Here is a 26,491-nt window from a genome sequence, read left to right as displayed (position 1 = left end):
ACCATAATTAGTAGGTCAGCAAGGAACTCAAAGTTCCTACCAAAGCCTAATACAAGAGAAGTAATCATCATGAGAAAATACTATCTTAATAAGCTTAAAAGCACCTGTAGCAAGCTCGAAAGAGAAGCACTACGAACACTTATAGAGCTATGTAACTGGCGTTATTAGTACACTTTTAAACACCGAGTTAACGCGAGTTGAGTACAACCTAATATGCTCCTACCCCCAATATGAGTTAGGCCTCAACTCGCTTTTCCATTCAAAACTCCCTCTAAACCCTGTTGTACCAATAGCTCACACACTTAATAAATTTCCGTTATCGACTCGACAAATTTAATTCGTTTTCTTAGTTAAACGAAAAGCCTTAAGGTTCGCCCCGAAGCAAGCAAAGAGCCTCAGAAAAACTGAAAGCTCAGCTAACAACTCATTTATTTGCAGTTACCAATCAGGTATTAACTAAGGAAACGCCATGCGTATCGCAATTCTTTCTCGCAACGAAAATCTATACTCTACTTCTCGCTTAAAAGCAGCAGGTGAAGCTCGTGGTCACCAGGTCGATGTTATCGACACGCTGCACTGTGATATAGATATCGCGAGTAACAATCCGAAGATTCGCTACATGGGTGAAGAGCTACCTCAATACGATGCTGTTATTCCACGTATTGGCGCTTCCATTACCTTTTACGGCACTGCGGTTGTTCGCCAATTCGAAATGATGGGTACTTTTTGTATCAATGAGTCAGTGGCTATTAGTCGTTCTCGCGACAAACTGCGCTCACTACAACTGTTATCTCGTAAAGGTATTGGCTTACCAAAAACAGGTTTCGCTAGCCGCCCAGACAAGATTCAAGACTTGATCAAAAACGTAGGTGGCGCGCCACTGGTTATCAAGCTTCTTGAAGGCACTCAAGGTATCGGTGTTGTTCTAGCAGAAACAAACAAAGCAGCTGAAAGCGTTATCGAAGCATTCATGGGCCTAAAAGCGAACATCTTGGTTCAAGAGTTCATTGAAGAAGCTAATGGCGCAGACATCCGTTGTTTTGTTGTGGGTAACAAGGTTATTGCAGCAATGAAACGTCAAGCTGGTGAGGGTGAATTCCGCTCTAACCTGCACCGTGGCGGTACAGCTCAACTGGTTAAACTAACCAAAGAAGAGCGCGCTACAGCGATCAATGCAGCTAAAATCATGGGATTAAACCTATGTGGTGTCGATATTCTACAATCTAAGAATGGCCCTGTTGTAATGGAAGTGAACTCTTCTCCAGGCCTAGAAGGTATCGAGAAAGCGACAGGTAAAGATGTAGCAGACATGATTTTCGGATTTATCGAGAAAAATGCAAAACCAAACGCTAACCGTACTCGTGGCAAAGGCTGATTAAACGCCGTTTACTCATGATTGGAAAAAACATGAACAATAAAATGATCATAGGGAATACAGAAGCACTTTGCTTACCAGAGTTAGGGATAACTGGACTACATACGCGTGTTGATACAGGGGCTCAAACCTCTTCTCTGCACGTAGACAATCTACTATGTGTAAAAACAGACGGTGAAAACTTCGTTGAGTTCGATCTTCACCCAGACGTTTACCACCTAGAAGAGACTGTGCGCTGCAAGGCGAAGCTGAAAACGAGTAAAAGAATCAAATCATCGAACGGCGAAGTTGAACACCGTTGTGTGATTGAAACCATGCTAAAAATTGGTGGTCAGGAATGGCCTATCGATATCACACTGAGCAACCGTCAGGATATGACTTATATGATGCTGCTTGGTCGTCAAGGCATGAGTGACAAAGTGATTGTTGACCCAGCGGGCGAATTTCTAATTTCTCACTAATTGAACTGCTCCACAGCTCAAATAGTGAGTCAACAACACACTAATAAAGGCCAGTCTTTGAGACTGGCCTTTATTATTTATGGCGATGTCCCGTCCTGAAATGTGTTTACACATTGAGGATTAATGATGACCATTCCAAATAAACACTACGTTAAGCGCACTCAGCGTGATTACACACTAGGCTTTAAATTACAGGTTGTAGACGCTATCGAAAAAGGCGACATGACCTATAAACAAGCCCAATCAATTTACGGCATACAAGGTCGTTCGACCGTTCTTACTTGGTTAAGAAAGCATGGGAAATTGGATTGGACAAACAATCCAAGGAAGAGCGCGATGCCTAAATTACCGAGAGCGAATGAAACGCCTGTCCAAAAAATAAAACGACTTGAACAAGAGCTTGAAGATGAACGCCTCAGATGCCTTCTTCTCAATAGGGTTGTTGATATTCTTGATGCTGAGCACGGGATGTCGCTAAGAAAAAAGTATATAGCGAAGGAGCAAGAAGCCTTCAAAAAGAGAAGAAAGTAAGCTTAAGTAAAGCTTGCTCATTGCTCAATATATCTCGTCAGTGTGTCTATCAGAGAGAAAAGCGTGAGACCACTCGTCAGGCTGAGCTTGCTCCTGTGAAAGGAATGGTGCTTGAACTAAGGCGGTTTATGCCTCGGTTGGGAGCTCGTAAGCTCTATTTCTTACTGAAGCCTAAGTTGATAGCTAAGGGAATAAAACTTGGCCGTGATGCTTTGTTTAATTACCTCAGGGAAGAGCGCCTACTAGTTAAGCCGAAACGAAGTTATACCAAAACAACGAACAGCAGGCACTGGATGAAAAAACATCCGAACTTGCTAAAAGAAGTCGTTCCGTCAAAACCAGAAGAAGTTCTGGTGAGCGACATTACTTATGTTCAGTCAAATGAGGGCGTTCACTACTTGTCATTGGTTACCGATGCCTTCAGCCGTAAAATCATGGGGTATGAAGTCAGCAATGAAATGAAAGCGAGCGATGTTGTGAAGGCTTTAGATATGACGATAAAAACTCGATGTTATTGTCATGCGACAATCCATCACTCAGATAGAGGGCTTCAGTATTGCTCAAACCTCTATCAAGAGAAACTTAAAAAGTATGGAATAACACCATCAATGACAGATGGTTATGACTGTTACCAAAACGCTTTAGCTGAGCGGGTCAATGGTATCCTCAAGCAAGAGTTCTTGCTTACTCAATGCAAAGATCTTCGCGAGTTGAAAACACTTGTTGAAGAGTCGATATATACGTACAACGAAATGAGGCCACATCTCAGCCTAGGTATGAATACGCCAAATAAGATGCATGAAAAAAGCCAGCAACTTGCGTTACTGGCTTACTAAAATCGTCAACGTATTTTAGGACGAGACACGATTCTTTTTATCTTTAAACCCAAATCGCCAAACAGATTTTAGCAATCCTTTGAGTTTGATTTTAGTCACTCGCCAATGTGTCACTGGCCTTCTTGGCGCACTCATCAACAGATGTTCAAAGGCTTGTTCACTCAAATTCACTTGTCCCCCATGCGCCACCAGCAAGGTATCAAGCTGCATGTCATAGATACGAGATACCGACGCTCGATACTTGTTGGGGTGAAAAATAGGAAACGGCGGAATCAGTTTCTTCTTAACCTCGACCATCAAGTCAGCCACATAAGCAACGCTGTGTGATGGGCAATAGACAGAGAGATCTCTGTCGGTATGGCCTGGCGTTTCCAGAACCAACCAATCATCAAAACCCGGAATGCTGTCACCATCCGACAGCTTGTAGTCCGGCTTCAACTTTCTTGAATACCACAGGTTTGCTTTGGGCCTGCCCAATCGATTCGCCATCCACCGTGCTAATGCCAAATCGGTCAAATGCATCAAGATACCATCAATGCCGTGATACCAATCCTTATCTCGGTTTGCTGCCACCAAATGACAATTCGTCAGCTTTCTGAGCTTGTGTGCTGCCCCTGCATGATCTGGATGCATGTGCGTAACCACAACCGTATGTAGATCAGCAAAATCACGCATAAGCTCTGTTTCGATGAAAGCCTTCAAATGCGGGATGTCAGCTCGACATGCACCATCAAGCAACAGCAACCTATCAGGGTACTCTACGAGATACATGTCTTGGATATAGCCTTTAATGGTATGCAGCTGCAAACCCACTCCTTGTGATAAAACAACTGGTCAGACCTATACAATAGCAAACCCACCTTCAATTGTGATCATTTTGTTAAAATTAACAATCTAAAACCGGATAAAAAGCTCGAATCTAGATTTCCATTGGTATTCACTAAATTATTCAAATTCAACGTTACTCAAAACCAATGTTACTCAAGTCCAATTTAACTCAGAATAATGAAGACACATTCCAAAGGTGATCATCAATTTCATCCGATATTTTTCAGCACTATTGAATACTCACATTATCGAAAACCTTGCTCAACAAGCCTTACGCTTTAAGCGCTCAGCACCATTTATCGTGACGACAAAACATGTGATTTGTTGACCTGAGTTATTCGGACTATATATGCGCCTCTAATTTATTGTCTGAGTGCTTTACATGAACCAATTAATCGATGCTCTTTCTACCCAAGGTTACTTTGTTTGGGATGACTTCTTAACTCACGAAGAAGTAGTGGCATTGAGGGATTGCATTCCAGAGAACTGGAAAAAGGCTAGGATCGGCCGTAACGATGATGTAGCACGAGAAGCAACGATTCGTAGTGACAAAATTCAGTGGGTACGCCGTGATATGGGCGAACCCGCATCTCTGTTCCTAGACAAAATGGAGCAAATTCGTTTAGAAGCAAACAGAGCGTTCTTTTTAGGTCTGTTCGAATACGAAGCGCACTTTGCTAAATACGAAGAAGGTGACTTTTATCAGAAGCACTTAGACTGCTTTAAAGGCAATGAAAACCGCCGCCTAACCACCGTTTTCTACATGAATGACGAATGGTCTGAGGAAGACGCAGGGGAGCTCGTGGTTTACGATCTGAAAGACAATTACATCGCGACCATTCCACCAAAGGGTGGTCGACTGTTGGTATTCTTGTCTGAACAGTTCCCACACGAGGTACTGCCAACCAACACAGAGCGATTCAGTATCGCTGGTTGGTTCCGTATTAACGGTGTGAAAGACAACCAATTGGATATCGCGCACTAAAACTGTATCCACATCGAACCTTCTTCTAAGCCTCTCCATCGAGAGGCTTTTTTATTGAACAACAGTTGTCCAATAAAACGTCTTAAAAACCGAACATGTTCAACATCAAAACCATCAATAACTTTTCTCTTAAATAAAATCGAAACGAATCTTTCATATCAGTGAAACGGTTTAGCCACGTAAGTGAAATATGGCCTGTTCAAGATAGCTTCAAACGACACCCCTACCGTCTCGTTAATACTCTAATTCAATACCTCTACATCGATTTTATCCAAAAGGAAAAGAAGATGAATAAGCTAATTTTGGCAGGCGTTCTTTCGGCGACAGCGGCAATGCCAGCGTTCGCAACGACTCAAGTCACTTGGTGGCACGCAATGGGCGGCCAGCTTGGAGAAACAGTAAACAAAATTGCGACTGACTTTAATGCGTCACAAGATGATTACAAGATCACGCCAATCTATAAAGGTTCATACACAGAGACCTTAACTGCGGGTATCGCAGCGTACCGAGCAGGTGAAGCACCCAATATTCTACAAGTCTTCGATGCCGGCGCTGCAACCATCATGAACGCGAAAGGCGTGGCGAAACCAGTACAGGATATTCTGGTTGAGTCGGGCTACAACTTTAATTCGAATGATTACCTGGCGGGCGTTCGTAACTTCTATGCCGACAACCAAGGCAAAATGGTTGGTATGCCTTTCAACAGTTCGACACCGGTTCTTTACTACAACAAAGACCTTCTCTCAGAAGTGGGTGCCAAAGCGCCTAAAACTTATGAAGAGTTAGAAGTGGTAGCCAAGAAGTTGAAAGCAGAAGGGCACATCGCGTTTTCTCAATCTCTAACGCCGTGGATCATGTTTGAGAACTTTAAGTCTCGCCACAATCTACCAGTCTCTGACCAGAACAACGGCTACGACGGCCTGTCCACCAAAATCATGTTCAACACCAAAGATATGATGATGCACGTTAGCAAGATGAAAGAGTGGTCAGATCTAGGTTACTACAAGTATTACGGCAGCGATTGGGATGCAAACCAAACGCCTTTCGAGCGTCAAGAAGTGGCAATGTGGATGGGTTCTTCAGGTTCATTCGGTGGCTTACGTAACCGCGTACCTTTCGAGCTAGGCACAACTTACCTTCCATACTGGAAATCGGTTAACCCAGATGCCGGCTTAACCTTCATTGGTGGTGCCGCTCTGTTTGCATTAAATGGCCATGACCAGAAACAGGACAAAGGTGTTGCCGCGTTCTTTGATTACCTGACTAAGCCTGAAACTCAGGTTTACTGGCACAAAACCACTGGCTATGTGCCTGTAACGACCGCTGCATATGAACTAGCGAAAGAGTCTGGTTACTACAAAGAACAGCCAGACGCAGAAGTGGGCGTAAAGCAGCTAAGCCTGAAATCGGGCGAGTGGACTAAGGGCTACCGCTTAGGTTATTACCCGCAGATCCGTGAAGTGATGCACCGTGAGTTCGATAACATCTTTGCTGACCGCTCTAGCGTCGAGAACAGCCTAGACAAGGTCGAAGATGAGAGCAGCAAACTGCTGAAACGCTTCGCTCGTACGATGAACTAATTCTGCTTTTTAACCAAAGCAGATTAATGAGCTAAAGGCTTAACAACCGAGAGCCGTTCATCGCTCCTCACGACTTGTCACTGCATCATTAAAAAACGCAATGGCAAGGTGTGAGGAGATTCTTCCCTAGCGCCATTTCTTGCTCCAACAACGATAACTCAACGGGATGCACGCCTTGATATCGCGCTAGTGGTAACGGTCGCAAATAGTGGCCACTGTAACTATTTTTAGGGATTACCCTGTGGAACGACGTCAGCAATTCTTTCACTCTCCGCTGCCTTACCTATTTTTGGCGCCTCAAATCCTCATCATTGCCGTTTTCTTTATCTACCCAGCAGCAAAGGCGGTTTACCTTTCATTTATGCTGGAAGACCCTTGGGGCACCTCATCTATATTCGTCTGGTTTGAGAATTACCAAATGCTATTCGAATCGAGCGAGTACCTGAACTCGATTGGATTTACTTTGATGTTCGCGATTGTGGTCTCTTTCTTATCACTTGCCTTGGCTCTGCTGCTTGCCGTGAAAGCCGACAACATCATTAACGGACAAGGCGTATACAAAGTCACCCTCACTTGGGTTTATGCAGTTGCGCCCGCGATAGCAGGCGTTATCGGTGCTTTCTTGTTTAACCCACACATTGGCGTGTTTACCGAAATATTTGCGGTTATAGGTTGGGACTTTAGCTTTCAGACCGATCCTGTTGATGCCACGTTTGCTCTGATTTTGGTGTCCGTGTGGAAACAAGTTTCGGTGAATTTCATCTACTTTCTGGCTGGGCTTCAATCGATCTCTTACGCCGTAAAAGAAGCAGCGATGTTGGATTGTATCAGTGACTCGAAACGTTTCTGGACCATCACTTTCCCACTACTGGCCCCTACTGGCTTCTTTCTGTTGGTCATCAACCTCACCTACTCCTTCTTTGAAACCTTTGGCGTGATAGACACCATGACCAATGGCGGTCCGGGCGGAGGCACAACGTCGTTAGTCTACAAGGTGTATCGAGATGGCTTTGTTGGCGCAGATTTAGGCGGCAGCTCTGCACAGTCTGTTGTGTTGTTACTACTGGTCCTCACTCTTACATTTATCCAGTTTCGCGTTGTAGAAAAGCGTGTTCATTACTAGCCCACGACAGCTAGGTTTTAACGCGACAGGAATTATTTATGAAAAGTAATAAGGTCTCTGACCACCTAATTTTAATTGCTGGGATGCTGTTTATGTTAGTCCCTATCTGGCTAATCTTTGCCAGTTCAACCCACAATCCAAACACCATTGTCAGCGAAGGTCTGCAATGGCTACCGGGCGATAACTTTACGGCTATTTATAGCGAAGCTTGGAACAAAAGTATGGGCTTCAGTGGCGAAGTCACCGCCAGTAAAATGATCGCCAACTCAATGATCATGGGGCTAGGTTTTGCGATCGGTAAGATCATCATTTCGATGATGGCGGCGTATGCTTTGGTCTACTTTCGACTGCCTTACGCCACGGCGTGGTTTTGGTTGATCTTCGTAACGCTGCTACTGCCATTAGAAGTTCGTATTATCCCTTCCTATGAAGTTGTCGCAGGGCTTGGGCTTCTTAATAGCTACACAGGGTTGATTCTACCTTTGATCGCATCAGCCACCGCGACCTTCTTTTTTAGACAGTTCTTCAAAACCATCCCCGATGAATTGTTAGAAGCCGCACAGTTAGATAACGCAGGTCCATTTCGATTCTTTGTCGATATCTTGCTGCCTCTATCTAAAACCATGATCGCCGCGATCTTCATCATCATGTTTGTTGTGGGTTGGAACCAATACTTATGGCCGATCATGATGACTACCGATGAAGGCTACAACACCATCGTGATGGGCATAAAACAAGTACTCAACAACATCAATGAAACCAGTTTACCGCGCTATGACTATGCTTTCGCCATGGTGATTTTAGCCATGTTGCCACCCGTTTTAGTGGTGGTTGTATTTCAGCGTTGGTTTGTAAAAGGGCTAGTAGAAAGTGAAAAATAATAACGACACAACTCAAATGAACAATAACCGCATTCAATCACTTGATGAGTACAAGACGTCTCAGCTGCCTTCTCACCAAACTATCCACAAAAATACAGAGGACACCTCGATGCCAAACTTAAAGCAGACGCTAGCGCACAACCAAGCCACTCACGATCATACGCGTAAAGCTGCCACCATGTTAGGTATCAAAAACTTGGTCAAGACGTATGAAAACGGCCATCAAGCCGTCAAAGGAGTCTCGCTTGATATCGATGAAGGTGAGTTCCTTGTTTTGGTGGGGCCTTCTGGTTGTGGCAAGTCTTCTATTTTGCGATCCATTGCGGGTTTGGAAAGCATCTCTGGTGGCGAGATTCACTTAGGTGGCCGTCGGGTTGATACAGAGAAACCTGCCCTGCGTGATATCGCGATGGTCTTTCAAAATTATGCGCTCTACCCTCACATGACGGTGTACAAAAACCTAGCTTATGGCTTAAAGAATCGAGGAGTCAGTCAGCACCTTATTGAAGAGAAAATTGAGAGAGTTGCCAAAACGCTGAAAATCGAAGAATACCTAGACCGCAAGCCAGCCAAGCTTTCTGGTGGTCAACGTCAACGTGTTGCTATGGGGCGAGCAATCGTTCGCGATCCGCAACTGTTCCTGTTTGACGAACCTTTGTCTAATCTAGATGCCTCACTGCGTGCTCACATGAGATTAGAAATCAAAAAGCTGCAACGCGAGCTTGACGTGACCAGTGTTTACGTCACTCATGATCAAGTTGAAGCCATGACACTGGCTGACAGAATCGTGGTACTCAACAACGGTCAAATAGAGCAAGTAGGAACACCAAGAGAGGTCTACCACCAGCCAGCCAGTACCTTTGTGGCAAGCTTCATTGGCAGCCCAGCGATGAATTTCTTGCCAGCAACACTCGACGACGGCTACCTTGAGATTGGCGACCAGCAAATGTACTTGCCCGAATACGCCCACGTAAAAAATACAGCCATCACACTTGGTATTCGCCCAGAACACTCTGAGGTTTGTGCCGATTTAGTCATGAACGCGCTGCCGCTTGAATTACGCATCAGCGTGGTTGAGCCTTTAGGGCCAAATCAATTGGTTCATGGCCTTGTGAACGAACAACCCTTTATTGCAGTGACACCCGAAACGACGCTGTGCCAAGCCGTCCCCCTCGGGCTAAGCATCGATAAATCCAACCTGCATATTTTTGACAATCTTGGCAAACGCATTCACCCAAATAACTTCACATCACAGGAGTCACACGAAGATGCGACAAGCTTAACGACGGCTCTAGCTTAATCGAGTACACTGATATTTAATGCGTTTTTACGGTGCGTCTTTAAGAAGGATTAATTATGTCGTCTATCATCGTAGGTCATCGGGGTGTGGCAGGTACTCACCCAGAAAATACCAAAGCAAGCATTGAACAAGCGGCTAAACTCGGCTTGAAATGGATTGAAGTTGATATTCAGCCCACTCAGGATGACCAACTGGTCGTTTGTCACGATCACACGCTTGAGCGCTGCAGCGATGGCAAGGGTCGAGTTGATGAACACACCCTTGCTGAGCTACGTCAGCTCGATTTTGGCAGTTGGAAGTCTGAGCAGTTCGCTGGAGAAAAAATACTGACGTTGGAAGAGTTACTCACACTTGTTGAGCAGCATGATCTTAGCGTCAACCTCGAAATCAAAGTCGACAGCCGACATCAAGCCCCTTATGTCGTTGATTTGCTGCACGACGAGTTGATTCGCTCAAATCTAGACACCGATAAGGTCTTACTTTCGAGCTTCAGCCATAAGGTGGTTGCTGAAATGGCTCGTCATTTACCGAGATATCGAGTGGGAGTAATCACAGAGCAACTGACTCAAGATGATCTTATGCTCATCAATGAGGTCAAAGCGTTCAGCTGTCACATGAACTATGAACACGTTGATCAGAGCGATCTTGACACTCTCAACGAAGCGAACATTCAAGCATGGTGCTACACCGTCAATGATCCGTCTCGCTTCAAATTTCTCTCAAAAGTAGACGCTGTATTTACTGATTTTCCGAATCAATTCAACCCTATAAATTGACCTCGTAAATACCGAAAAAGTACCCCCCGAGAGACTTTAAAATTAACCCTGAAAAACCTGAAAATTAGGTAGCAAACACAAGTGAGTAGGAGTACATTCCGCTACTCACTTGGTTTCACTAGCTCGCCTTATTAGACAGCTTCATTGGTTACTTAATTTATGGATCTTATTTTTAGTCCAACCTTCCCAATTTTGGGTGCAATCTTCATTTTCGCCGCTATTGTTCGTGGCTTCTCAGGTTTTGGTTTCACCTTAGTGGCATTGCCATTGAGTGCGTTATTCGTGCCTGTTATCGAACTGGTTCCTGTTTTCATGCTGATCGACCTGTTAGGTAATATCCAATTGCTGCCGAAGGTTAAACATCACGTAAATTGGCGCTGGGTTTCAAAGGTATTTATCCCTTGTTTGGCCTTCACGCCCGTCGGCTTGCTGTTGCTCAAATCCGTTAGCCAAGACACAATCATCTTGATCATCAGTGCCTTCATTTTTGCGTCAGCAATCATGATCTACAAAGGGTTCCAATACAAAAGCGAACCTAGATTTGCTCCCTATATTCTAGGCAGCCTTGCGGGGGTAATGAATGGCGCAGCTTCAATGTCTGGCCCTCCGGTTGGCACGCATGCATTGGCAAGTCCTGTCGCACCACACATTGCCAGAGCCGGCCTGATTGCGTTCTTTGTACTAGCTGATTCTAGCGCCTTTGTTACGGCCTCTATCGCAGGGTTAGTCGATCGTGATGTGGTCTGGCTTACTCTAGCACTCTTACCAAGCAGCATGTTTGGCGGCTATGTCGGTTCAAAATTGTTTGAGAGGTTTGGTGGGGCGAAGTTCAAGCCAGTCACGATTGCACTGCTGATTGTGATTGCTATCTTCAGTTCAGGTCGAGTCTTACTGTAACTGGCTCTAGCGCTGATTTCGGCAATTGTTTTTGAGAGTTTTTTTCGAGAATTGTTCAGGAAAATGGGTACCGATAACTACCATTCAATATGGATAGGGGTACCCATTTTTACGAGTTGGATGAACTCATCCATATCTTGATTGGTTAATGCAATACAACCATCCGTCCAATCGAAGCTTTGTATAAAACTAGGTGAACGACGCTCACCATTCTTGATTCCGTGAATCTTGATATTCCCCCCAGGATCAACATCATTTTTTTGTGCCCACTGCATATCTGATGATCGCGGGTAGTTGATATGCACCGAGCGGTAGAAGTCTGATTCTTCCATAACATAGTCGAGCTGGTATTGCCCTTCTGGCGTTCGGTTGTCCCCTTCAAAACGCTTATGCCCTTTCGGTTGTTTACCTAGCGCAATACGAAATTCCTGAACCACTTCCTCCCCTTTGAGCAGATACATTCTACGTTTAGATTTGTCGACTTTGACTAAGGTGACCACTTGCAATAACGGGTCTATGCCAGAAGACGCGTCAGGTAGAGTGTAAAACTCTTGAGAGGAACTTTGAGGTAGACCTGAGCTTTGAGGTGGACCTAGTGAAGAGCGTTGAGAAAGCTGGGCGACCTTTTGGCGAGAGTCCCCTTCAAGAACATCGTCCATAACAATGACATGCTTCGAATTCGAGGTGACCGATGACGTAGGTGTGCGATTAGAATGGGAAGGTGCTGACTCAAATACAATGGTTTCGATAGCGGTCGCATCAGACACAATTTTCTCAACGACGAGCTTCTCCGCATAAGCGAGCGAAGTAGAAAAGAGTAAGCATAACGATAAAGGCCAAATCAAACGCACCCTTAAATCTCCTCAAAACGCATGGACATGGTTCGAGATTGAGTTTCCATCCCTAACGACTCATAAAAACCCTGAGCTTGCTGGTTGAACTCCATCACTTCTAACCTAAGCTCGATAGCACCGCTCGCTTGAGCCCACTGATTGAATGACTTCATTAAAGCTCGACCGACACCTTGGCTTTGAACTTGATCGTTAACCACAATCGTATTCACTCTTGCCACCTTATGCGGCTGAATAAAGCTCACCCCTTTGTTCTGTGTCACCTTGCCGGCTAAGAAGCCAACCACTTGTTGCTCATCAACGGCAACGAAGAAAGCCCCTACAGGATCGATCATCAACCCTAACCAGTATTCTTCACTGTCAGTAAAAACCAATGAAGGTGGCGCAAATACCATCGGAGCACCAAGATGATGTTGACGATTTATCTGCTCTGAGAGCTCTAAGATCGAGCTTATATCAGTGACCTTGGCAGTCCGAATTTGCATATCATTACCTTATTTGAATTCACTAATACCTTAGCAAAAATGACTTCGTTGTGCACCGTTGTACTGGTCAACCCAGACGTTCTGTGAAGGCTGATTATTAATATTAGGCACTATGTTTAGGGAAATTGTTCCGTAAATCTCAGGCACATTGCCAGCCGTTGAGTGCTACTATCTCTGCAGAATCAATACACTAACTATTGGACACCTATATGATTAAGTTTGCTGTAATTGGAACGAATTGGATTTCACAAAAGTTTGTTCAAGCTGCTCACGAATCTCAATCGATGCAACTTGCAGCGGTTTACTCTCGAAATCTAGACAGTGCGGCACAGTTCGCCCAAGAGTTTGACGTTGAAACGACGTATAACTCACTCGACGCATTGGCCAATGACAAAACGGTTGAAGCCGTATACATCGCTTCACCGAACTCACTCCATTGCGAACAGTCCATCTTCATGATGGAGCACGGCAAACATGTCATCTGTGAAAAGCCTGTCGCATCGAATATTAATGAAGCAACCCGAATGTTTGAGGTTGCTCAGAAGAACGGTGTGGTGATGTTTGAGGCGTACAAATCTCAGTTTCTGCCGAACTTTAAGCAAATTCAACTTGGTTTAGAAAAGATTGGCAAGGTACATAAGGCACACATCAACTACTGCCAGTATTCATCGCGCTACCAAAAATACCTAAACGGCGAGAACCCAAACACCTTCAACCCAGCTTTTTCTAACGGCTCATTGGTCGATATTGGCTTCTACTGCGTCGCAGCAACAGTTGCTCTGTTTGGCAAACCTGAAAATGTACAGGCTTCTGCAAAGCTACTGGATTCAGGTGTTGATGCTCATGGCTGCGCGATCTTCCAGTATCCTGAGTTTGACGTAACGCTCGCTCACTCCAAAGTCAGCGACTCTTATGCGCCAAGCGAGATCCAAGGTGAACTAGGAGCGATCATCATCGATCACATCGCTGAATGTACTGACGTTAAGATCCGCTACCGCGATGGTAGTGTTGAGAGCCTCACCCAAACGCAAAGCGAAAATTCAATGTGTTACGAGACGCAAGCCTTTGCAGACTGCATTGGTGGCGATCAAGCAACTCAAACGCAAGCCCAACAGCGCGCTTTAACTGTTGCTAAGTTAATTACAGAGATGCGCCAACAAGTTGGTGTCGTTTATCCAGCGGATAAATAACGTCACAGCATAAGTTAACAAACTGATTTTTAAGAAATACTGTTTTATGCACAACTAAATTTAATCTTTACGACAAATAACCGGATTAGTCGATTGGGGTGCCATCTGTTTAAATCCGCGTTCGATATCTATCGTATTTATTTAATTTATTGAAGGTGTGTAAAGTGTTTTCAGTTGACGATCGCGTTGTAGCAACAAAAGGTGTTGAGCTTGGTGAAATGGTAGTGACTGGCCTAAGTGCTGGTGGTGGCTACGTTCACGTTACAACGGTAGAAGGCGCAATGACGCTTACTTACCCAGCACAAGACCTTAAAAAAGCATAGTTTAACTACTCTGCTCTTTTAGTAGTCACTCTGCTAAAGGTAACAACATTGAGGCTTTGGCTGACTTCACTCTTCTGCATTAGAGTGAGCCGCCAGAGCCTTTTTTGTGCCCGTTATTTCTCACTAGCCTTCCCATTAGTCTACTCATTACAGTAAAGCCGAATCCAACAGACAATAGAATTAATGAAAGAGCATTTATGCCAAGCACTTATTGTGTATTGTTGATGCTTGCTGTTTATCAGTACTTAGCGTTTATTGACGCTTAATGTTCGTAATACTTTCTGATACATTAGCATTAACTTATATTTATTCTATCCTGAACCAAGGGAAGCTATGAAGCTTTACATTTACGACCACTGCCCTTTCTGTGCAAGAGTTGCCTACATCGCTCAATCTTTAGGCTTGAACATCGAACTTGTTTCTGTGGATTATGATGATGCCCAAACCCTTATCGATCTGATCGGTAAGAAGATGGTGCCAGTCCTACAGAAAAACGACGGTTCTATTATGGCTGAAAGCCTAGACATCATTGTTTACTTCATGGATTTGAAATCAAGTGACGAGCAACGTGAGCCGTCTGAGCAGGCTGCGCTTTTTCAAAGCCGCGCTTTCCCTCTGACTCAACAGATCGGACGCCCACGTTGGTGGAACCTCGACTTGGCTGAATATCGCTCTGCTGGAGCCAAAGAAGCTTGGCGTACAAGTAAAGAGACCGAAGGTTTTAACTTTGAAGAGCTCTTAGAAAAGACCCCACAATACGTTCAACTGATTAACCCATTACTGAAAGATGCAGAGCTTCTATTGGATCTAGAGAATGGTGAATCATCGCTACCTTTAGTTGATCAAGCACTCTATTTCTCAATGCTTCGTGGCTTCTGTGTCGAACCAAGTATCACATGGCCACCAGCACTTGAGCGTTGGTTAGAAAAACAGAGTCAAACGTTAGGCATTAAGCTTCTTCGCTAATTTTCTACTTTTCTACTTTGCTAAAACATTAGTCGTTAGCAACTAGCCTAAACGAAAAATCGAAGCTCCCCGAACCATTGTTCGTATGAGCTTCGATTTTTATGACTCAATTGTCTTTTTCTACAACAAGCGCCTTCTCAACCCTGTTCGCTCCAAGATTCGTGTTGAAATTTCTTCAACCGATAGCGAAGACGTATTGATGTAAGGTATCGCTTCTCGGCGAAACATCGACTCTACCGTTTGCAATTCATACAAGCATTGCGAGTCACTCGCATACTCACTGCCGGCTAAACGGTTCTCTCGAATTTCAGTCAGCCTTTCCGCATCAATGGTTAAACCAAATAGCTTGTGTCGGTAAATCTCAAACTCTGGCAAAAGCTTCAAGCGAGCCAAGTCATCATGAATGAACGGATAGTTCGCTACGCGTAAGCCAAACTGCATCGCCATATACAAGCTTGTCGGTGTCTTACCGCTGCGAGAAACACCCAATAGGATGATATCCGCCTCTTCAAGCCCTTTCAGCGTGATGCCATCATCATGAGCCAACGTGTATTCAATCGCAGCAATACGGTCGAAGTACTTCACTGAATCTTTATTAACACTACGTGAGCGCTGCAGCTTAGGCACAGGGGCCATTTGGGTATCGTCTTGCACTTTCTGCACAATACTCTCTAGCACGTCATAACAATGCGCTGGTGCCTCCAAGAGCTTCTGCTTGATGTCTGGAATCACAATCGAAAAAAAGACCAACGGGTGGTTGCCCGTATCACGATACGAAATTTCGATCTCTTTTAATAAATCAGAAAGTTTGTCCTCACTTTCGACAAACGGGAAGGTTTTTTCATTGGCTTCGAATGGGAATTGACCTAGAACAACATGCCCTAAAGTCTCACATGTTATGGCCGTTCCATCAGAAACATAGAATACATCACGACTTTGGATATCAATTTGCATTTTTTATTTAATGTTTAAAATTATTTTGAGTAGGATGGGAACCATAATATATATAACGAAACCCTGCTGACTATTACGTCCCCCACAGCTTTAGAAAATAATTTACATTTTTTTAAACTGATACGTAATCGTTTGCCTTTAAATCCCTACAATGCTTGCTATGTTTCTGGAGAAATAAATGCAAAATAACACCCTATGGTTCAATGGCCTTTCCATGGAAGATGTCGACAAAGTCGGCGGTAAGAATGCTTCACTTGGCGAGATGGTTTCTAACCTAGCCAACGCTGGCGTATCAGTACCTAATGGTTTTGCTACCACATCTTATGCGTTTAATAACTTTCTTGACTACAAAGGTCTTGATGAGCGCATTCACCAACTCCTTGATGAACTTGATGTTGAAGACGTTGACGCACTGCGTAAGACAGGTGCAACGATTCGACAATGGGTTCTAGACGCACCCTTCCCAGAATCACTAGAGCAAGACATCCGTGATAACTACCGCGAACTGATTGAAGGCAACGAAGAATTGTCTGTAGCGGTTCGTTCATCGGCAACAGCTGAAGACCTTCCAGATGCTTCTTTTGCAGGCCAACAAGAAACCTTCCTTAACGTGAAAGGGATCGATGCGGTTATCGAAGCGACTAAACACGTGTTCGCTTCACTGTTTAACGACCGTGCTATCTCTTACCGAGTACACCAAGGCTTTGATCACCGTGGCATTTCATTGTCTGCGGGCATCCAGCGTATGGTTCGCTCAGACAAAGCCTCTTCAGGTGTGATGTTCACGCTTGATACTGAGTCAGGCTTCGACCAAGTGGTATTCATCACCTCTTCTTGGGGTCTAGGTGAAATGGTTGTACAAGGCGCTGTGAACCCAGACGAATTCTACGTTCACAAGCCAATGCTAGAAGCGGGTCACTACCCAGTTGTTAAAAAGACATTTGGTTCTAAGTTGATCAAGATGATCTACTCAACCAACCAAGAGATCGGCAAGCAAGTTGATATCATCGACACCGATACTCAAGAGCGTAACGAGTTTTCATTGAACGATGAAGAGATCAAAGAGCTAGCAAAACAAGCGATGATCATCGAGAAGCACTACCAACGTCCGATGGACATTGAGTGGGCAAAAGATGGCATCGACGGCAAGCTTTACATCGTTCAAGCTCGTCCTGAAACCGTATGTTCTCAAAGCGACCAAAACGTTATCGAGCGTTACGAACTAAACAACAAGGCAGATGTACTAGTTGAAGGCCGTGCTATCGGTCAACGCATCGGTTCAGGCCCTGTTCGCTTAGTTGATTCTCTAGACCAAATGTCACTGGTTCAAGAAGGCGACGTGCTGGTAACTGACATGACAGACCCGGACTGGGAACCTGTGATGAAGAAAGCCTCTGCGATTGTGACTAACCGTGGTGGCCGTACTTGTCACGCAGCAATCATTGCTCGTGAGCTAGGCATTCCTGCAATTGTTGGTTGTGGTACCGCAACAAGCAGCCTAAATGATGGCGACATCGTGACAGTGTCATGTTCAGAAGGTGAAACGGGCTACGTTTACAACGGCGAACTCGACTTTGAAATCAAACGTTCTGAGGTTGATGAGCTACCAATGCTGCCAACCAAAGTCATGATGAACGTAGGCAACCCAGATCGTGCCTTCGACTTCGCTCAGATCCCGAACGAAGGTGTTGGCCTTGCTCGTCTTGAATTCATCATCAACAAGATGATTGGTATTCACCCTAAAGCTCTGCTGAACTTCGATGAGCAAACGGATGAGATCAAAGCAGAAATCAACCAACGCATTCGTGGTTATAAAGATCCTATCGATTTCTACGTAAGCAAGCTAACGGAAGGTATCGCGACTATCGCTTCTGCATTCTGGCCTAAGCGTGTGATCGTACGTATGTCTGACTTCAAGTCGAACGAGTACAGTAACCTTGTTGGCGGTAAAACGTTTGAACCACATGAAGAGAATCCAATGCTGGGCTTCCGTGGTGCATCTCGTTACATCTCTCCAGTCTTTGAAGACTGTTTCGAGCTTGAAACTCAAGCGCTGAAACGCGTTCGTAACGAGATGGGACTGAAGAACGTTGAAATCATGATTCCATTCGTTCGTACTCCAAGCGAAGCGGCATCGGTTATCGACATTCTGGCTAAATTTAACCTGCGTCGTGGCGACCAAGGTCTGAAAGTCATCATGATGTGTGAGCTACCATCGAATGCGATATTGGCTGATGAGTTCTTGAAGTACTTCGATGGCTTCTCGATCGGTTCGAACGACATGACGCAGCTGACACTTGGCCTAGACCGAGATTCAGGTGACGTTGCACACTTATTCGATGAGCGTAACCCAGCGGTGAAAGCGATGCTGAAAATGGCAATCGATGCAGCAGCTAAAGCGGGTAAGTACGTGGGTATTTGTGGCCAAGGCCCATCTGACCATGATGACCTAGCTGAATGGTTAATGGAGCAAGGCATCAGCTCTGTTTCACTAAACCCAGATACGGTTATCGACACGTGGTTGAAGCTTGGTAACGTAGCAAATAAATAACGCTTCGTGCGAGACCTAAACGACAAAAGCCAGTCACGATGACTGGCTTTTTTAGGTTCTTTGCTAATTAGCTGGCTAGATCGCTAGAAGTAGTATCTCACACCAATCCAAGCCTCGGTTTGCCAATCATTCGACATTGACACACCTTTCACATCAACATCTGCTTTGGTAATGTCATAACGCGTATTCAACCACCAAGTTCTTGCACTGTTCATCGGTACATTTAACGATGTTTTGAAAGAGAAGTTCTGCATATCGATGTCATCGCCAGAAAGATCCTGCCACTCTGGTACTAAAGACACATAGGCGCCAGAGTCACCGAGATGCTTCGCGGTAATCAAACCAAGCGAGTATCCCGTTAAATCATCTTTAGATGAAGTAACACCAGGGATCTCCATGCTACCTGTCATCAACCCTGCTCTTGGAAATACAAGAAATCCACCGGTATAAACTGGATTAATCGCAACAACACCGCCAACCGACAATAAGTCATTTTTAATGCTGTTGCGCGTATTAATATAATCTAATGAAAGACCCACTTTAGGCGTAGCTTTAGTCCCCGTTTCAAAGACGTGGAAGTACTGGATTCTAGAGTTGCTATACTCTGTACCGAATTTGTCTGGATCGCGAAGCGCTGTGTTGCTTTCATCGACAAACGTCCCTTCAGCCAGTAGGGCAAACTGTTGACCGTTTTCTAAACCGCCAGAAACTTGTCCCTGAAATTGGATATCTGAGCTACCGTTCAACATCAATGCAGCTTGAGTATAAACTTTGGTGACATCAGCAGGGTCGATAACACGTTCGGACTCTGAACCTGCATGTGCAGGCAGCGCTAAACCTAAACTCAAAGGGATCAATAGAGCAAACTTTTTCATTATATATCTCGAAAGTCGTTTGCTTCCTCCTTGAAGCATGGAACATCCTGTTGGGTTATAAGTAGATTACTTGTCGGCAAGTAGTTTCGCTGCAGAGCGCATCAGTGCTGGACCTTTATTCTCACCAAAACCTGAGTGGTATGGGTTGGTTGAAAACATCACGCCTACAAAATCACGCTCTGGATCGATATAGATAAACTGCCCAAGGTTGCCACTTTTCGACATCGCACCGTCATTGAAGATATAGTCGAATTGATAAGCGTTGTAGTCAGCCTTTTCGTTAAAAGCGTGCACTGAACTGCTCTCTTTACTAGTACCTGCGAAGCCTTTCGAGTTGCCACCAGTATGAATGCGGTCAATCACTGCTTGTGAAATCACAGGCTCATCAGCAACGGCTTTCCAGCTCGGTGTAAATAACGTTCCCCAACGTGCCATATCTTCTAAGGTCGTCGAAACCAAACCTACCGCGATGCCCATTCCATCAGGTGTTAGGTTGATCTGCATAGGCTGACGAGCATGTACCTTAGACCAAACACGGTCTTCAAATACCTCAGTCCAAGTCTTGTTTTCAATGTTTTCGACTAGTTTGGTCAAAACCATGGTATTGATTGAGGCATAGCGGAAATGATCACCTGCTTTCTCGCCCTCTAGCTTTTGTGCGCCCTTAGCCACGTCCATCCATGTTTCCATCTCACCGGTTTTTGCTCTTGGTGAATTGAATGACGCAGCAAAGAAACGTACTACGTCAGAGTCCGGATTCAATATCGATTCAAGCGTTTCTTCGTTGTCTAACGCAGTCGACATGTTGAGCACTTGATGGACAGTGATGCTCTCCCAGTTAGTCTCTTTGAGTTCAGGAACGTAGTGAGCAATGTCCTGTTCAGGATCGACTTTACCTTCTTCAACCAGCATAGCGACTACTGCGCCTACCGTCGTTTTCGCTGTTGAGGCCCAAACGTGGGTGTCTGTTGGGCTCATGCCTGGATAAGCCTGATAAACGATCTCACCCTTGTGAATTAACATGAAGCCTTGAGTTCTGAACTGCTCATCCGCTAGGTATTGCTCCATTGTCAGCTCACCTTTGGTTTCGGTGTTTACGGTTAATTTAGCAAGGCGTGAATCGATATTTTTAACCAGTGGCTTATATTCAGCATTAGGAGCGGCAAGAGCGGTCGGCATAAATTCACTCATGTGCATGTTGTAATAGACACTATGATCACCACCCATTTGCCAATGGAAATTATTGAAATTTTCACGAGCTGAATCAACGAAACCAGGAGTAAAAGATTGGTGAGCATCTTTTACAGGTAGAGTAACCTGCGCGCCTTCAATCTTAAGCGCGGCTTCTACTGGGTTTTCTGCAAATACAGTCGATGACACAGCAAGCGATGAAATCGTGAGTGATGAAATAATTAAGGCAATGGGTGTAAGTTTCATGTTCTTCTCCTCTTTGGGTTAGAAGAAGTATATGGAGTTACGCTACACTTAATTAGGTCATTTGGTGACATTTATAGGTAATACTAACAACAATGAAAGCATCATCGAACATAACTAACATACTATTGAGCTCTACCAGTAATATTGCCCCGTACATTGCGTATTGTGATAAGAGATCGCTTGACTGGCGCAGTGTCGCTATCGAGTGCGGTTTACCAATTGAGCTAACACAATCTAACCAATGGCTTCCTACCCAAGATTTAATTCTCTTTATTCATCGACTTGAGCGTAAGTTTGGTTATTCGATTGGTATTGAAGTTGGGCGAAAAACCTCTCTGGAACAACTTTCACCACAGCTACACCATGAGATAGAGAAATGTAGTTCGTTAGAGCAAGCCATTCGTTGTTTGATCGCTGAAATGCCTAGTTTGAACAACCACGTCACGATATGGACCGAGAAAAAAGATGGCTTGTGGTGGCTATGTCATCGCAGTTGCTATCATCCATCAACCTCTGGATTTGAACAATCCGAATGGTTTAGATCCCTTACAGTGATTACCCTATGCCGTAAGTTTATAGACGACCAGTGGCAGCCATCACACGCTAAGCTTGTCTCTACCAACAACGGTGCGCGTCAGTTACCTAACCACTTTTTTAATTCTGATATTCAGTTTGAGCAACAATATGGAGCGCTTGCGATCCCACTGCCCGACGACTATCGCGCTATCTCAGAACAAAATAGTACCCAAGATTGGGAGCAAGCCGTAAAGACACTGATAAACACTTATTCGACTTTACCTTGGTTCAATATTGAATGGTTTGCGACCATGCTCGGCATGACAAAACGAACGCTACAGAGAAACCTAAAGAGTAAAGGCATTCTTTTTAAAGAAGCCAAAGAACAAGTTCGGGAAACCAAAGCAAAACAGCTACTCGAAGAGACCGATCTTTCAGTGCAAGAGATCAGTTGGCAAGTTGGTTACAGTGATTTGAGCAACTTTAACCGTGCTTTCAAAGGTTGGGTTGGTATCACAGCACCAAATTATCGGCATAAAGCGAAACCTTAGAAATAATCGATTTGAAAACCTTTAGACCCATCCGCCAATATAAAACTCAGGAACAAGAGACGACACCTTAAATTTCAATAAGCGAACGCATAAAGTTACATCGCACAATGCTCACATACCGATGAAACTGTGCAAAGGTAATATCGATAGATCTAATAACAATTATTGGTATCGAGCTGACCTTACGTTATCCTTTACGCAATTCTTCATTGAGAGGTTTGTCACCAACACAAGCCTAACTTCAAGACCGATAAGAGTGTTATGAATTCTACTACCGCAACTCCCTCGCCTTCTCTTGGCCGACAACTCTATACAATGACATGGCCAATGCTATTTGGGGTGCTTTCCCTAATGAGCTTCCAGCTTGTAGACAGTGCTTTTATTGGCCAACTGGGCGTGCTGCCGCTCGCTGTCCAAGGCTTCACGCTTCCAATACAGATGATCATCATCGGTATTCAGGTCGGGTTAGGTATCGCGACAACCGCGGTAATCGCTAGAGCCATTGGCGCGAATGAAACGCGCTACGCTAAGCAACTAGGTGGATTAGTGATTGCGATGGGCAGCGTGAGTGTTGCGCTTTTCTCTGTCATCATCTATCTGCTTCGTGGGCCAATTTTACAGTTGTTGGATGCGCCACCGACGGTATTACCGATCATTGATTCTTATTGGATCTATTGGCTAATCAGCTCTTGGACAGGAGCCCTACTCTACTTCTTCTACAGTGTTTGTCGTGCCAATGGTAATACCATGCTGCCCGGATCAATGATGATCGCGACCAGTATCATCAACTTGATATTGGACCCGATTTTCATCTTCACTTTCGACATGGGCATCAATGGAGCAGCCATTGCGACCATTTTGGCATTCGGTGCGGGTATCTTTATCGTTGCTCCAAAAGTTACGAAAAAGCATTGGATGACATTCGACTGGCACGATCTCGACATCGGCAAAAGTGTTCGTTCAATCGGTAACATCATGGGACCTGCCATGATCAGTCAATTGCTACCACCCGTTTCATCAATGTTCGCAACCAAGCTACTTGCTAGCTATGGGACTGCAGCCGTTGCAGCTTGGGCTTTGGGTTCTCGTTTTGAGTTTTTCTCCATTGTTGCCGTGTTAGCACTTACTATGTCGATGCCTCCAATGATTGGCCGCATGTTAGGAGAGAACAACCTCGAAAACATACGCAAGCTCGTTAAAATTGCTGTGATGTTCGTATTGGGTTTTCAATTGGTGATAGCGCTAGTAACTTGGTTGTTCTCTGGTGGGCTAGCAAACCTTATGACTAGTGAAAGCGAAGTATCGACGATTTTGAACTATCACCTACTGATCGTGCCTATTAGCTTAGGGCCACTGGGAATCTGTATGCTGATGGTTTCTGTCTCTAACGCATTGGGCAAGTCTTACACCGCATTAACGATTTCAGCGCTACGCCTGTTCGCCTTCTTCTTGCCTTGCTTGTGGGTTGGCTCTCAACTTGCTGGTATTGAAGGCCTGTTCTGGGGCGCAATGGTAGGGAATGTGCTTGCCGGAACATGTGCATGGTTTATGTACCAACGCGCACTTGGGCAAGTCGAGGCTAAGCTTGCTAATTAACCAGTTAGCGAACTAAACGGCTTACCAGCTAAACCACCAGAAAATTATTGAACGAAAAAGCAGCCACTTAGGCTGCTTTTTTAGTTTTCAGATTTAAAGAACATCGAGTTTAAGCTTGCTCAAAGTGACTCAAAAACTCACCGCAATCTTTTTGGAAAAGTGGCAATGCTTCTGCTAGGATTTCTAATCGCTCACGATATTATTACAATAGGCAGACCAAACAGTCATATCAGCTACATGAGTACACAAAACCATGAGTTTATGCTCGACCCCATGCGCTAACTGTAAAGTGGTATAACGTATGTTACTCATATCCAAAAGCCCCGTTGAGCAAAGATTTACTATTCTCAGTTTCACTGAAATACCATGAAGATCTCAAATATAGACAAAGACACTTACCGTAGAAAAACTAACTTGGTCATGGTAGGTTTTGCCGGCAGCCTTGTAATGTAAACCTTTGTATTCATCTCCGTTCTTATTTCTCTATTTGGTTTAAAGGGTTACAAATTCAGGTTCTACTAGCAATTCCCGCCTCAATGTTCTGGCGTTATCTTACCAGTCATAGCGGGCCGCGAGCATACTTCAATGGGTTTACAACCCGAACAAGATTCGCGCCAGATAATCGTTGCTCCATCCCGCTTTCTTCAACTTCACTTTCTGGCTTGCCGCTCCGTAATCTTATTGCTTTACATGTTGATAACGAAACGTCTAAGCACCGCTATATTTTCTAGCGCACCGTCTAACATAATACTGGCTGTTTTCTAGTGGTTGATACGCAAATACACGGAGCAGCGGGTTCATGGCGAGTAGAAAACCGCGCAAGTGCCATCACAAAAAAGATAAATTCGATTTTGACTTTGTCATTGATCTAATGAGAAGAGACCTTTGCATTTGTCTAGATGAAGCAAAATCTGATGGTATTAAACTGCCACTAACAGAATAAGTCGATCACGAATACAGCAATATTCAAGAACAAGATTTGGGCCGAATGGATATGTCCTATGTTAATCAAAGTGATTAAACAAAAGTGTAACCCCACAAGAAATCATATTAGCGTAAAAGGTGAAGATAATAATGCCCCTTTTTATTGCAAGCACACCACTCAGTCTCTTCTCTTATTTATCTCGTCCTACAGACTGTTATTGTCTTCACGTTTTTAACTTATCAAAGACCATGAATACCTTAGATATCGTTGCGTTAGATAACATTTATCTATGTGATATGCATTTTTTCTATGGCCACCAAATATAAATAGCATTTCACCACCTACCACCAAAGACCTATGATGATTTGAATGACGTTAGTCTTATAAACCAACAAACATGTGTCACCGGAGTGACTCTAGAGAGATCGCTTAACAAAAAGAATAAGCTGTTGATATTATTTAATTTATGCCTTATTTATTTTGTCAACCTAGTACCCTACCCTATTCAGGAGCAATAAAATGATTAAGAAATTGTCACTTGCTGTTTCAGCAGCCCTATTACTAAGTAACACTGCAATGGCTGCAGAAAACATCGTTATTGGCGTTGAAAAAAGCTATGTCCCTTACTTCACCGAACTTGCAGAGCAGTTCAATAAAGGGAAAGACTTTAAGGTAGAAGTAGCAGCAACAAGCATGTTTGATTTACTGGCAGCGCTACCAACTCAAAAAGGTAATATTGCTGATATTTTCATGATCCCAAACGACCGAATCGGTGAGTTAGCGGATCAACATTTAATTGCTCCAACCAATTTTACCGTTAATGGTTATACAGATGCCGCTACCAATGCATCAATCTACAATGGTCAAACTTATATGTTACCAATGTCTACAGATACAACGTTATTTCTATATAACAAAGACATGATAAATGAAGCACCAAAAACACTTAAAGAAATTCCACCTTCTGAGTGGGCTGCAAAATTTACTGATTTTTACTTCACTGGCGGCTTATTTATGTCTAATGGCGGCTATATCTTCAAAGACAATAATCCACAAGATATCGGCTTAAATACACCTGATGCAATCAAAGCAGGTTTAGCTGCCCAAGAGTTATATAAAAGTGGTGTGAGCCATTGGACCCTAATGCAAGATGATACCGTTGCTTATGACATCATGATGAAATACTTCATGGAAGGAAAAGTAAAAGCCATTATCAATGGTCCATGGGCAATTGCTGATATCGAAAAAGCCGGCATTAATGTTGGTGCAGCACCTATCCCAAGTTGGGATGGCAGTCATCCATATAAAGCTCTAACAGGCACAAAAGGGATGACCGTTAACGGCTACAGTGACAACAAAGAAGGCGCTCGTGCCTTTATTGAATTCCTAGCGACTCCTGAGAATGCAAACAAGTGGTATTCAGACACACGTGAAGTCTCACCTAGCCTGTCTGTTAATTACAAAGAAGGCTCTCTACACAAAGCCATATTTGATGCGACAAACATCGGCCAACCTATGCCAAGCATCCCAGAGTTCATGAAAGTGTGGGGACCAATGAAAACGGGTCTTGCTCAAATCGCACAAGGTCAAGATGTCAAAGCGGTATTAGACGCCGCCGTTGATACGATTGAAGTTGATATTGAAGACATGTAATCCGCTAGCTTAGTTTGCAGATCACTTAGTTTTCAAATCAACTAG

At 44.2% G+C, this 26,491-nt stretch carries 24 protein-coding genes and 2 pseudogenes; 19 read left to right on the top strand and 7 right to left on the bottom strand.

Going from position 1 to position 26,491, the window contains the following annotated elements; genetic code table 11:
- Positions 1 to 469: 469 nt before the first annotated feature.
- From rimK to AC3CH4_RS20180, 3 genes are all read left to right on the top strand, one after another.
- The gene (gene rimK, locus AC3CH4_RS20190; protein WP_010428457.1) at positions 470 to 1,375 is read left to right on the top strand and encodes a 30S ribosomal protein S6--L-glutamate ligase; all 906 of its coding nucleotides are present in this window, start codon (positions 470 to 472) and stop codon (positions 1,373 to 1,375) included.
- 32 nt (positions 1,376 to 1,407) lie between these two features.
- On the top strand, positions 1,408 to 1,836 hold the full coding sequence (locus tag AC3CH4_RS20185) for an ATP-dependent zinc protease family protein (RefSeq protein ID WP_004733090.1): 429 nt from the start codon (positions 1,408 to 1,410) through the stop codon (positions 1,834 to 1,836).
- 126 nt (positions 1,837 to 1,962) lie between these two features.
- A protein-coding gene (locus tag AC3CH4_RS20180) for an IS3 family transposase (RefSeq protein WP_488544340.1) occupies positions 1,963 to 3,203 on the top strand; the annotation gives its coding sequence in 2 pieces (ribosomal slippage) (positions 1,963 to 2,335 and positions 2,335 to 3,203; 1,242 coding nt in all).
- 15 nt (positions 3,204 to 3,218) lie between these two features.
- On the opposite strand, the gene AC3CH4_RS20175 is transcribed toward AC3CH4_RS20180, so the two are convergent.
- Positions 3,219 to 4,010: an MBL fold metallo-hydrolase gene (locus AC3CH4_RS20175; protein WP_488543680.1), complete on the bottom strand. Its 792-nt coding sequence runs from the start codon at positions 4,008 to 4,010 to the stop codon at positions 3,219 to 3,221.
- Between the two features lie 403 nt (positions 4,011 to 4,413).
- On the opposite strand from AC3CH4_RS20175, the gene AC3CH4_RS20170 reads away from it, so the two are divergent.
- From AC3CH4_RS20170 to AC3CH4_RS20140, 7 genes are all read left to right on the top strand, one after another.
- Positions 4,414 to 5,016, top strand: a complete 603-nt coding sequence (locus AC3CH4_RS20170; RefSeq protein WP_488543679.1) for a 2OG-Fe(II) oxygenase — start codon at positions 4,414 to 4,416, stop codon at positions 5,014 to 5,016.
- A gap of 287 nt (positions 5,017 to 5,303) precedes the next feature.
- Positions 5,304 to 6,596: an extracellular solute-binding protein gene (locus AC3CH4_RS20165; protein WP_488543678.1), complete on the top strand. Its 1,293-nt coding sequence runs from the start codon at positions 5,304 to 5,306 to the stop codon at positions 6,594 to 6,596.
- A 241-nt stretch (positions 6,597 to 6,837) separates the two neighbouring features.
- Entirely contained in the window at positions 6,838 to 7,719 is an 882-nt protein-coding gene (locus AC3CH4_RS20160) for an ABC transporter permease subunit (protein WP_488543677.1), read from the top strand.
- Positions 7,720 to 7,757: 38 nt separating this feature from the next.
- A complete protein-coding gene (ugpE, locus tag AC3CH4_RS20155; RefSeq protein WP_012601047.1) occupies positions 7,758 to 8,600 on the top strand; it encodes a sn-glycerol-3-phosphate ABC transporter permease UgpE in 843 nt (280 codons plus the stop codon).
- Complete coding sequence (locus tag AC3CH4_RS20150; RefSeq protein ID WP_488543676.1) at positions 8,590 to 9,900, top strand: sn-glycerol-3-phosphate import ATP-binding protein UgpC; 1,311 nt, start codon at positions 8,590 to 8,592, stop codon at positions 9,898 to 9,900. The genes ugpE and AC3CH4_RS20150 overlap by 11 nt, the downstream gene beginning before the upstream one ends.
- A 56-nt stretch (positions 9,901 to 9,956) precedes the next feature.
- Entirely contained in the window at positions 9,957 to 10,676 is a 720-nt protein-coding gene (locus tag AC3CH4_RS20145; protein ID WP_017083204.1) for a glycerophosphodiester phosphodiesterase family protein, read from the top strand.
- 159 nt (positions 10,677 to 10,835) lie between these two features.
- On the top strand, positions 10,836 to 11,573 hold the full coding sequence (locus AC3CH4_RS20140; RefSeq protein ID WP_488543675.1) for a sulfite exporter TauE/SafE family protein: 738 nt from the start codon (positions 10,836 to 10,838) through the stop codon (positions 11,571 to 11,573).
- Between the two features lie 77 nt (positions 11,574 to 11,650).
- On the opposite strand, the gene AC3CH4_RS20135 is transcribed toward AC3CH4_RS20140, so the two are convergent.
- Positions 11,651 to 12,424, bottom strand: a complete 774-nt coding sequence (locus AC3CH4_RS20135) for a L,D-transpeptidase family protein (protein WP_488543674.1) — start codon at positions 12,422 to 12,424, stop codon at positions 11,651 to 11,653.
- 2 nt (positions 12,425 to 12,426) lie between these two features.
- Complete coding sequence (locus tag AC3CH4_RS20130; protein WP_488543673.1) at positions 12,427 to 12,909, bottom strand: GNAT family N-acetyltransferase; 483 nt, start codon at positions 12,907 to 12,909, stop codon at positions 12,427 to 12,429.
- Between the two features lie 209 nt (positions 12,910 to 13,118).
- Between AC3CH4_RS20130 and AC3CH4_RS20125 the strand changes: the two genes are divergently transcribed.
- From AC3CH4_RS20125 to grxB, 3 genes are all read left to right on the top strand, one after another.
- Positions 13,119 to 14,099 carry a Gfo/Idh/MocA family protein gene (locus tag AC3CH4_RS20125; RefSeq protein ID WP_488543672.1) on the top strand — a complete coding sequence of 327 codons (981 nt, stop codon included), beginning with the start codon at positions 13,119 to 13,121 and terminating at the stop codon, positions 14,097 to 14,099.
- Positions 14,100 to 14,263: 164 nt separating this feature from the next.
- Entirely contained in the window at positions 14,264 to 14,422 is a 159-nt protein-coding gene (locus tag AC3CH4_RS20120) for a hypothetical protein (protein WP_004733064.1), read from the top strand.
- A 333-nt stretch (positions 14,423 to 14,755) separates the two neighbouring features.
- Complete coding sequence (grxB, locus tag AC3CH4_RS20115; RefSeq protein WP_054548426.1) at positions 14,756 to 15,388, top strand: glutaredoxin 2; 633 nt, start codon at positions 14,756 to 14,758, stop codon at positions 15,386 to 15,388.
- Positions 15,389 to 15,508: 120 nt separating this feature from the next.
- On the opposite strand, the gene ppsR is transcribed toward grxB, so the two are convergent.
- Positions 15,509 to 16,342 carry a posphoenolpyruvate synthetase regulatory kinase/phosphorylase PpsR gene (ppsR, locus tag AC3CH4_RS20110; protein ID WP_017069200.1) on the bottom strand — a complete coding sequence of 278 codons (834 nt, stop codon included), beginning with the start codon at positions 16,340 to 16,342 and terminating at the stop codon, positions 15,509 to 15,511.
- Positions 16,343 to 16,520: 178 nt separating this feature from the next.
- Here ppsR and ppsA point away from each other — a divergent pair, with 178 nt between their 5' ends.
- Positions 16,521 to 18,893, top strand: a complete 2,373-nt coding sequence (gene ppsA / locus AC3CH4_RS20105; RefSeq protein ID WP_017086817.1) for a phosphoenolpyruvate synthase — start codon at positions 16,521 to 16,523, stop codon at positions 18,891 to 18,893.
- 83 nt (positions 18,894 to 18,976) lie between these two features.
- Here the strand turns inward: ppsA and AC3CH4_RS20100 are convergent, their stop codons facing one another.
- Both AC3CH4_RS20100 and AC3CH4_RS20095 read right to left on the bottom strand, forming a co-directional pair.
- Positions 18,977 to 19,768: a hypothetical protein gene (locus AC3CH4_RS20100; protein ID WP_054548428.1), complete on the bottom strand. Its 792-nt coding sequence runs from the start codon at positions 19,766 to 19,768 to the stop codon at positions 18,977 to 18,979.
- A gap of 66 nt (positions 19,769 to 19,834) precedes the next feature.
- Positions 19,835 to 21,205 (bottom strand): serine hydrolase domain-containing protein, encoded by a 1,371-nt coding sequence (locus tag AC3CH4_RS20095; RefSeq protein ID WP_054548429.1) that lies wholly within the window; start codon positions 21,203 to 21,205, stop codon positions 19,835 to 19,837.
- 92 nt (positions 21,206 to 21,297) lie between these two features.
- On the opposite strand from AC3CH4_RS20095, the gene AC3CH4_RS20090 reads away from it, so the two are divergent.
- The 3 genes from AC3CH4_RS20090 to AC3CH4_RS20080 all read left to right on the top strand — a co-directional run bounded on the left by AC3CH4_RS20090 (position 21,298) and on the right by AC3CH4_RS20080 (position 24,321).
- Entirely contained in the window at positions 21,298 to 22,272 is a 975-nt protein-coding gene (locus tag AC3CH4_RS20090) for a helix-turn-helix domain-containing protein (protein ID WP_054548430.1), read from the top strand.
- A gap of 261 nt (positions 22,273 to 22,533) precedes the next feature.
- Complete coding sequence (locus AC3CH4_RS20085; RefSeq protein WP_488543671.1) at positions 22,534 to 23,868, top strand: MATE family efflux transporter; 1,335 nt, start codon at positions 22,534 to 22,536, stop codon at positions 23,866 to 23,868.
- A 366-nt stretch (positions 23,869 to 24,234) separates the two neighbouring features.
- The gene (locus AC3CH4_RS20080) at positions 24,235 to 24,321 is read left to right on the top strand and encodes a DUF3087 family protein (RefSeq protein ID WP_171311705.1); all 87 of its coding nucleotides are present in this window, start codon (positions 24,235 to 24,237) and stop codon (positions 24,319 to 24,321) included.
- A gap of 138 nt (positions 24,322 to 24,459) precedes the next feature.
- Here the strand turns inward: AC3CH4_RS20080 and AC3CH4_RS20075 are convergent.
- Positions 24,460 to 24,617 (bottom strand): annotated as a pseudogene (locus tag AC3CH4_RS20075) (ISAs1 family transposase); the annotation flags it as partial.
- 12 nt (positions 24,618 to 24,629) lie between these two features.
- Here AC3CH4_RS20075 and AC3CH4_RS20070 point away from each other — a divergent pair.
- Together AC3CH4_RS20070 and AC3CH4_RS20065 are read left to right on the top strand one after the other, a co-directional pair.
- Positions 24,630 to 24,896: pseudogene (locus AC3CH4_RS20070) on the top strand (NAD-binding protein); the annotation flags it as partial.
- A gap of 416 nt (positions 24,897 to 25,312) precedes the next feature.
- Positions 25,313 to 26,446, top strand: coding sequence for a sugar ABC transporter substrate-binding protein (locus tag AC3CH4_RS20065; protein WP_171311523.1), 1,134 nt, complete (start codon positions 25,313 to 25,315; stop codon positions 26,444 to 26,446).
- Positions 26,447 to 26,491 lie beyond the last annotated feature (45 nt).

Source organism: Vibrio sp. QJM3NY_26 (assembly GCF_057786005.1).
The sequence above is the reverse complement of the archived record's forward strand: the minus strand, read 5'-3'. Positions and strand labels throughout refer to the sequence as shown.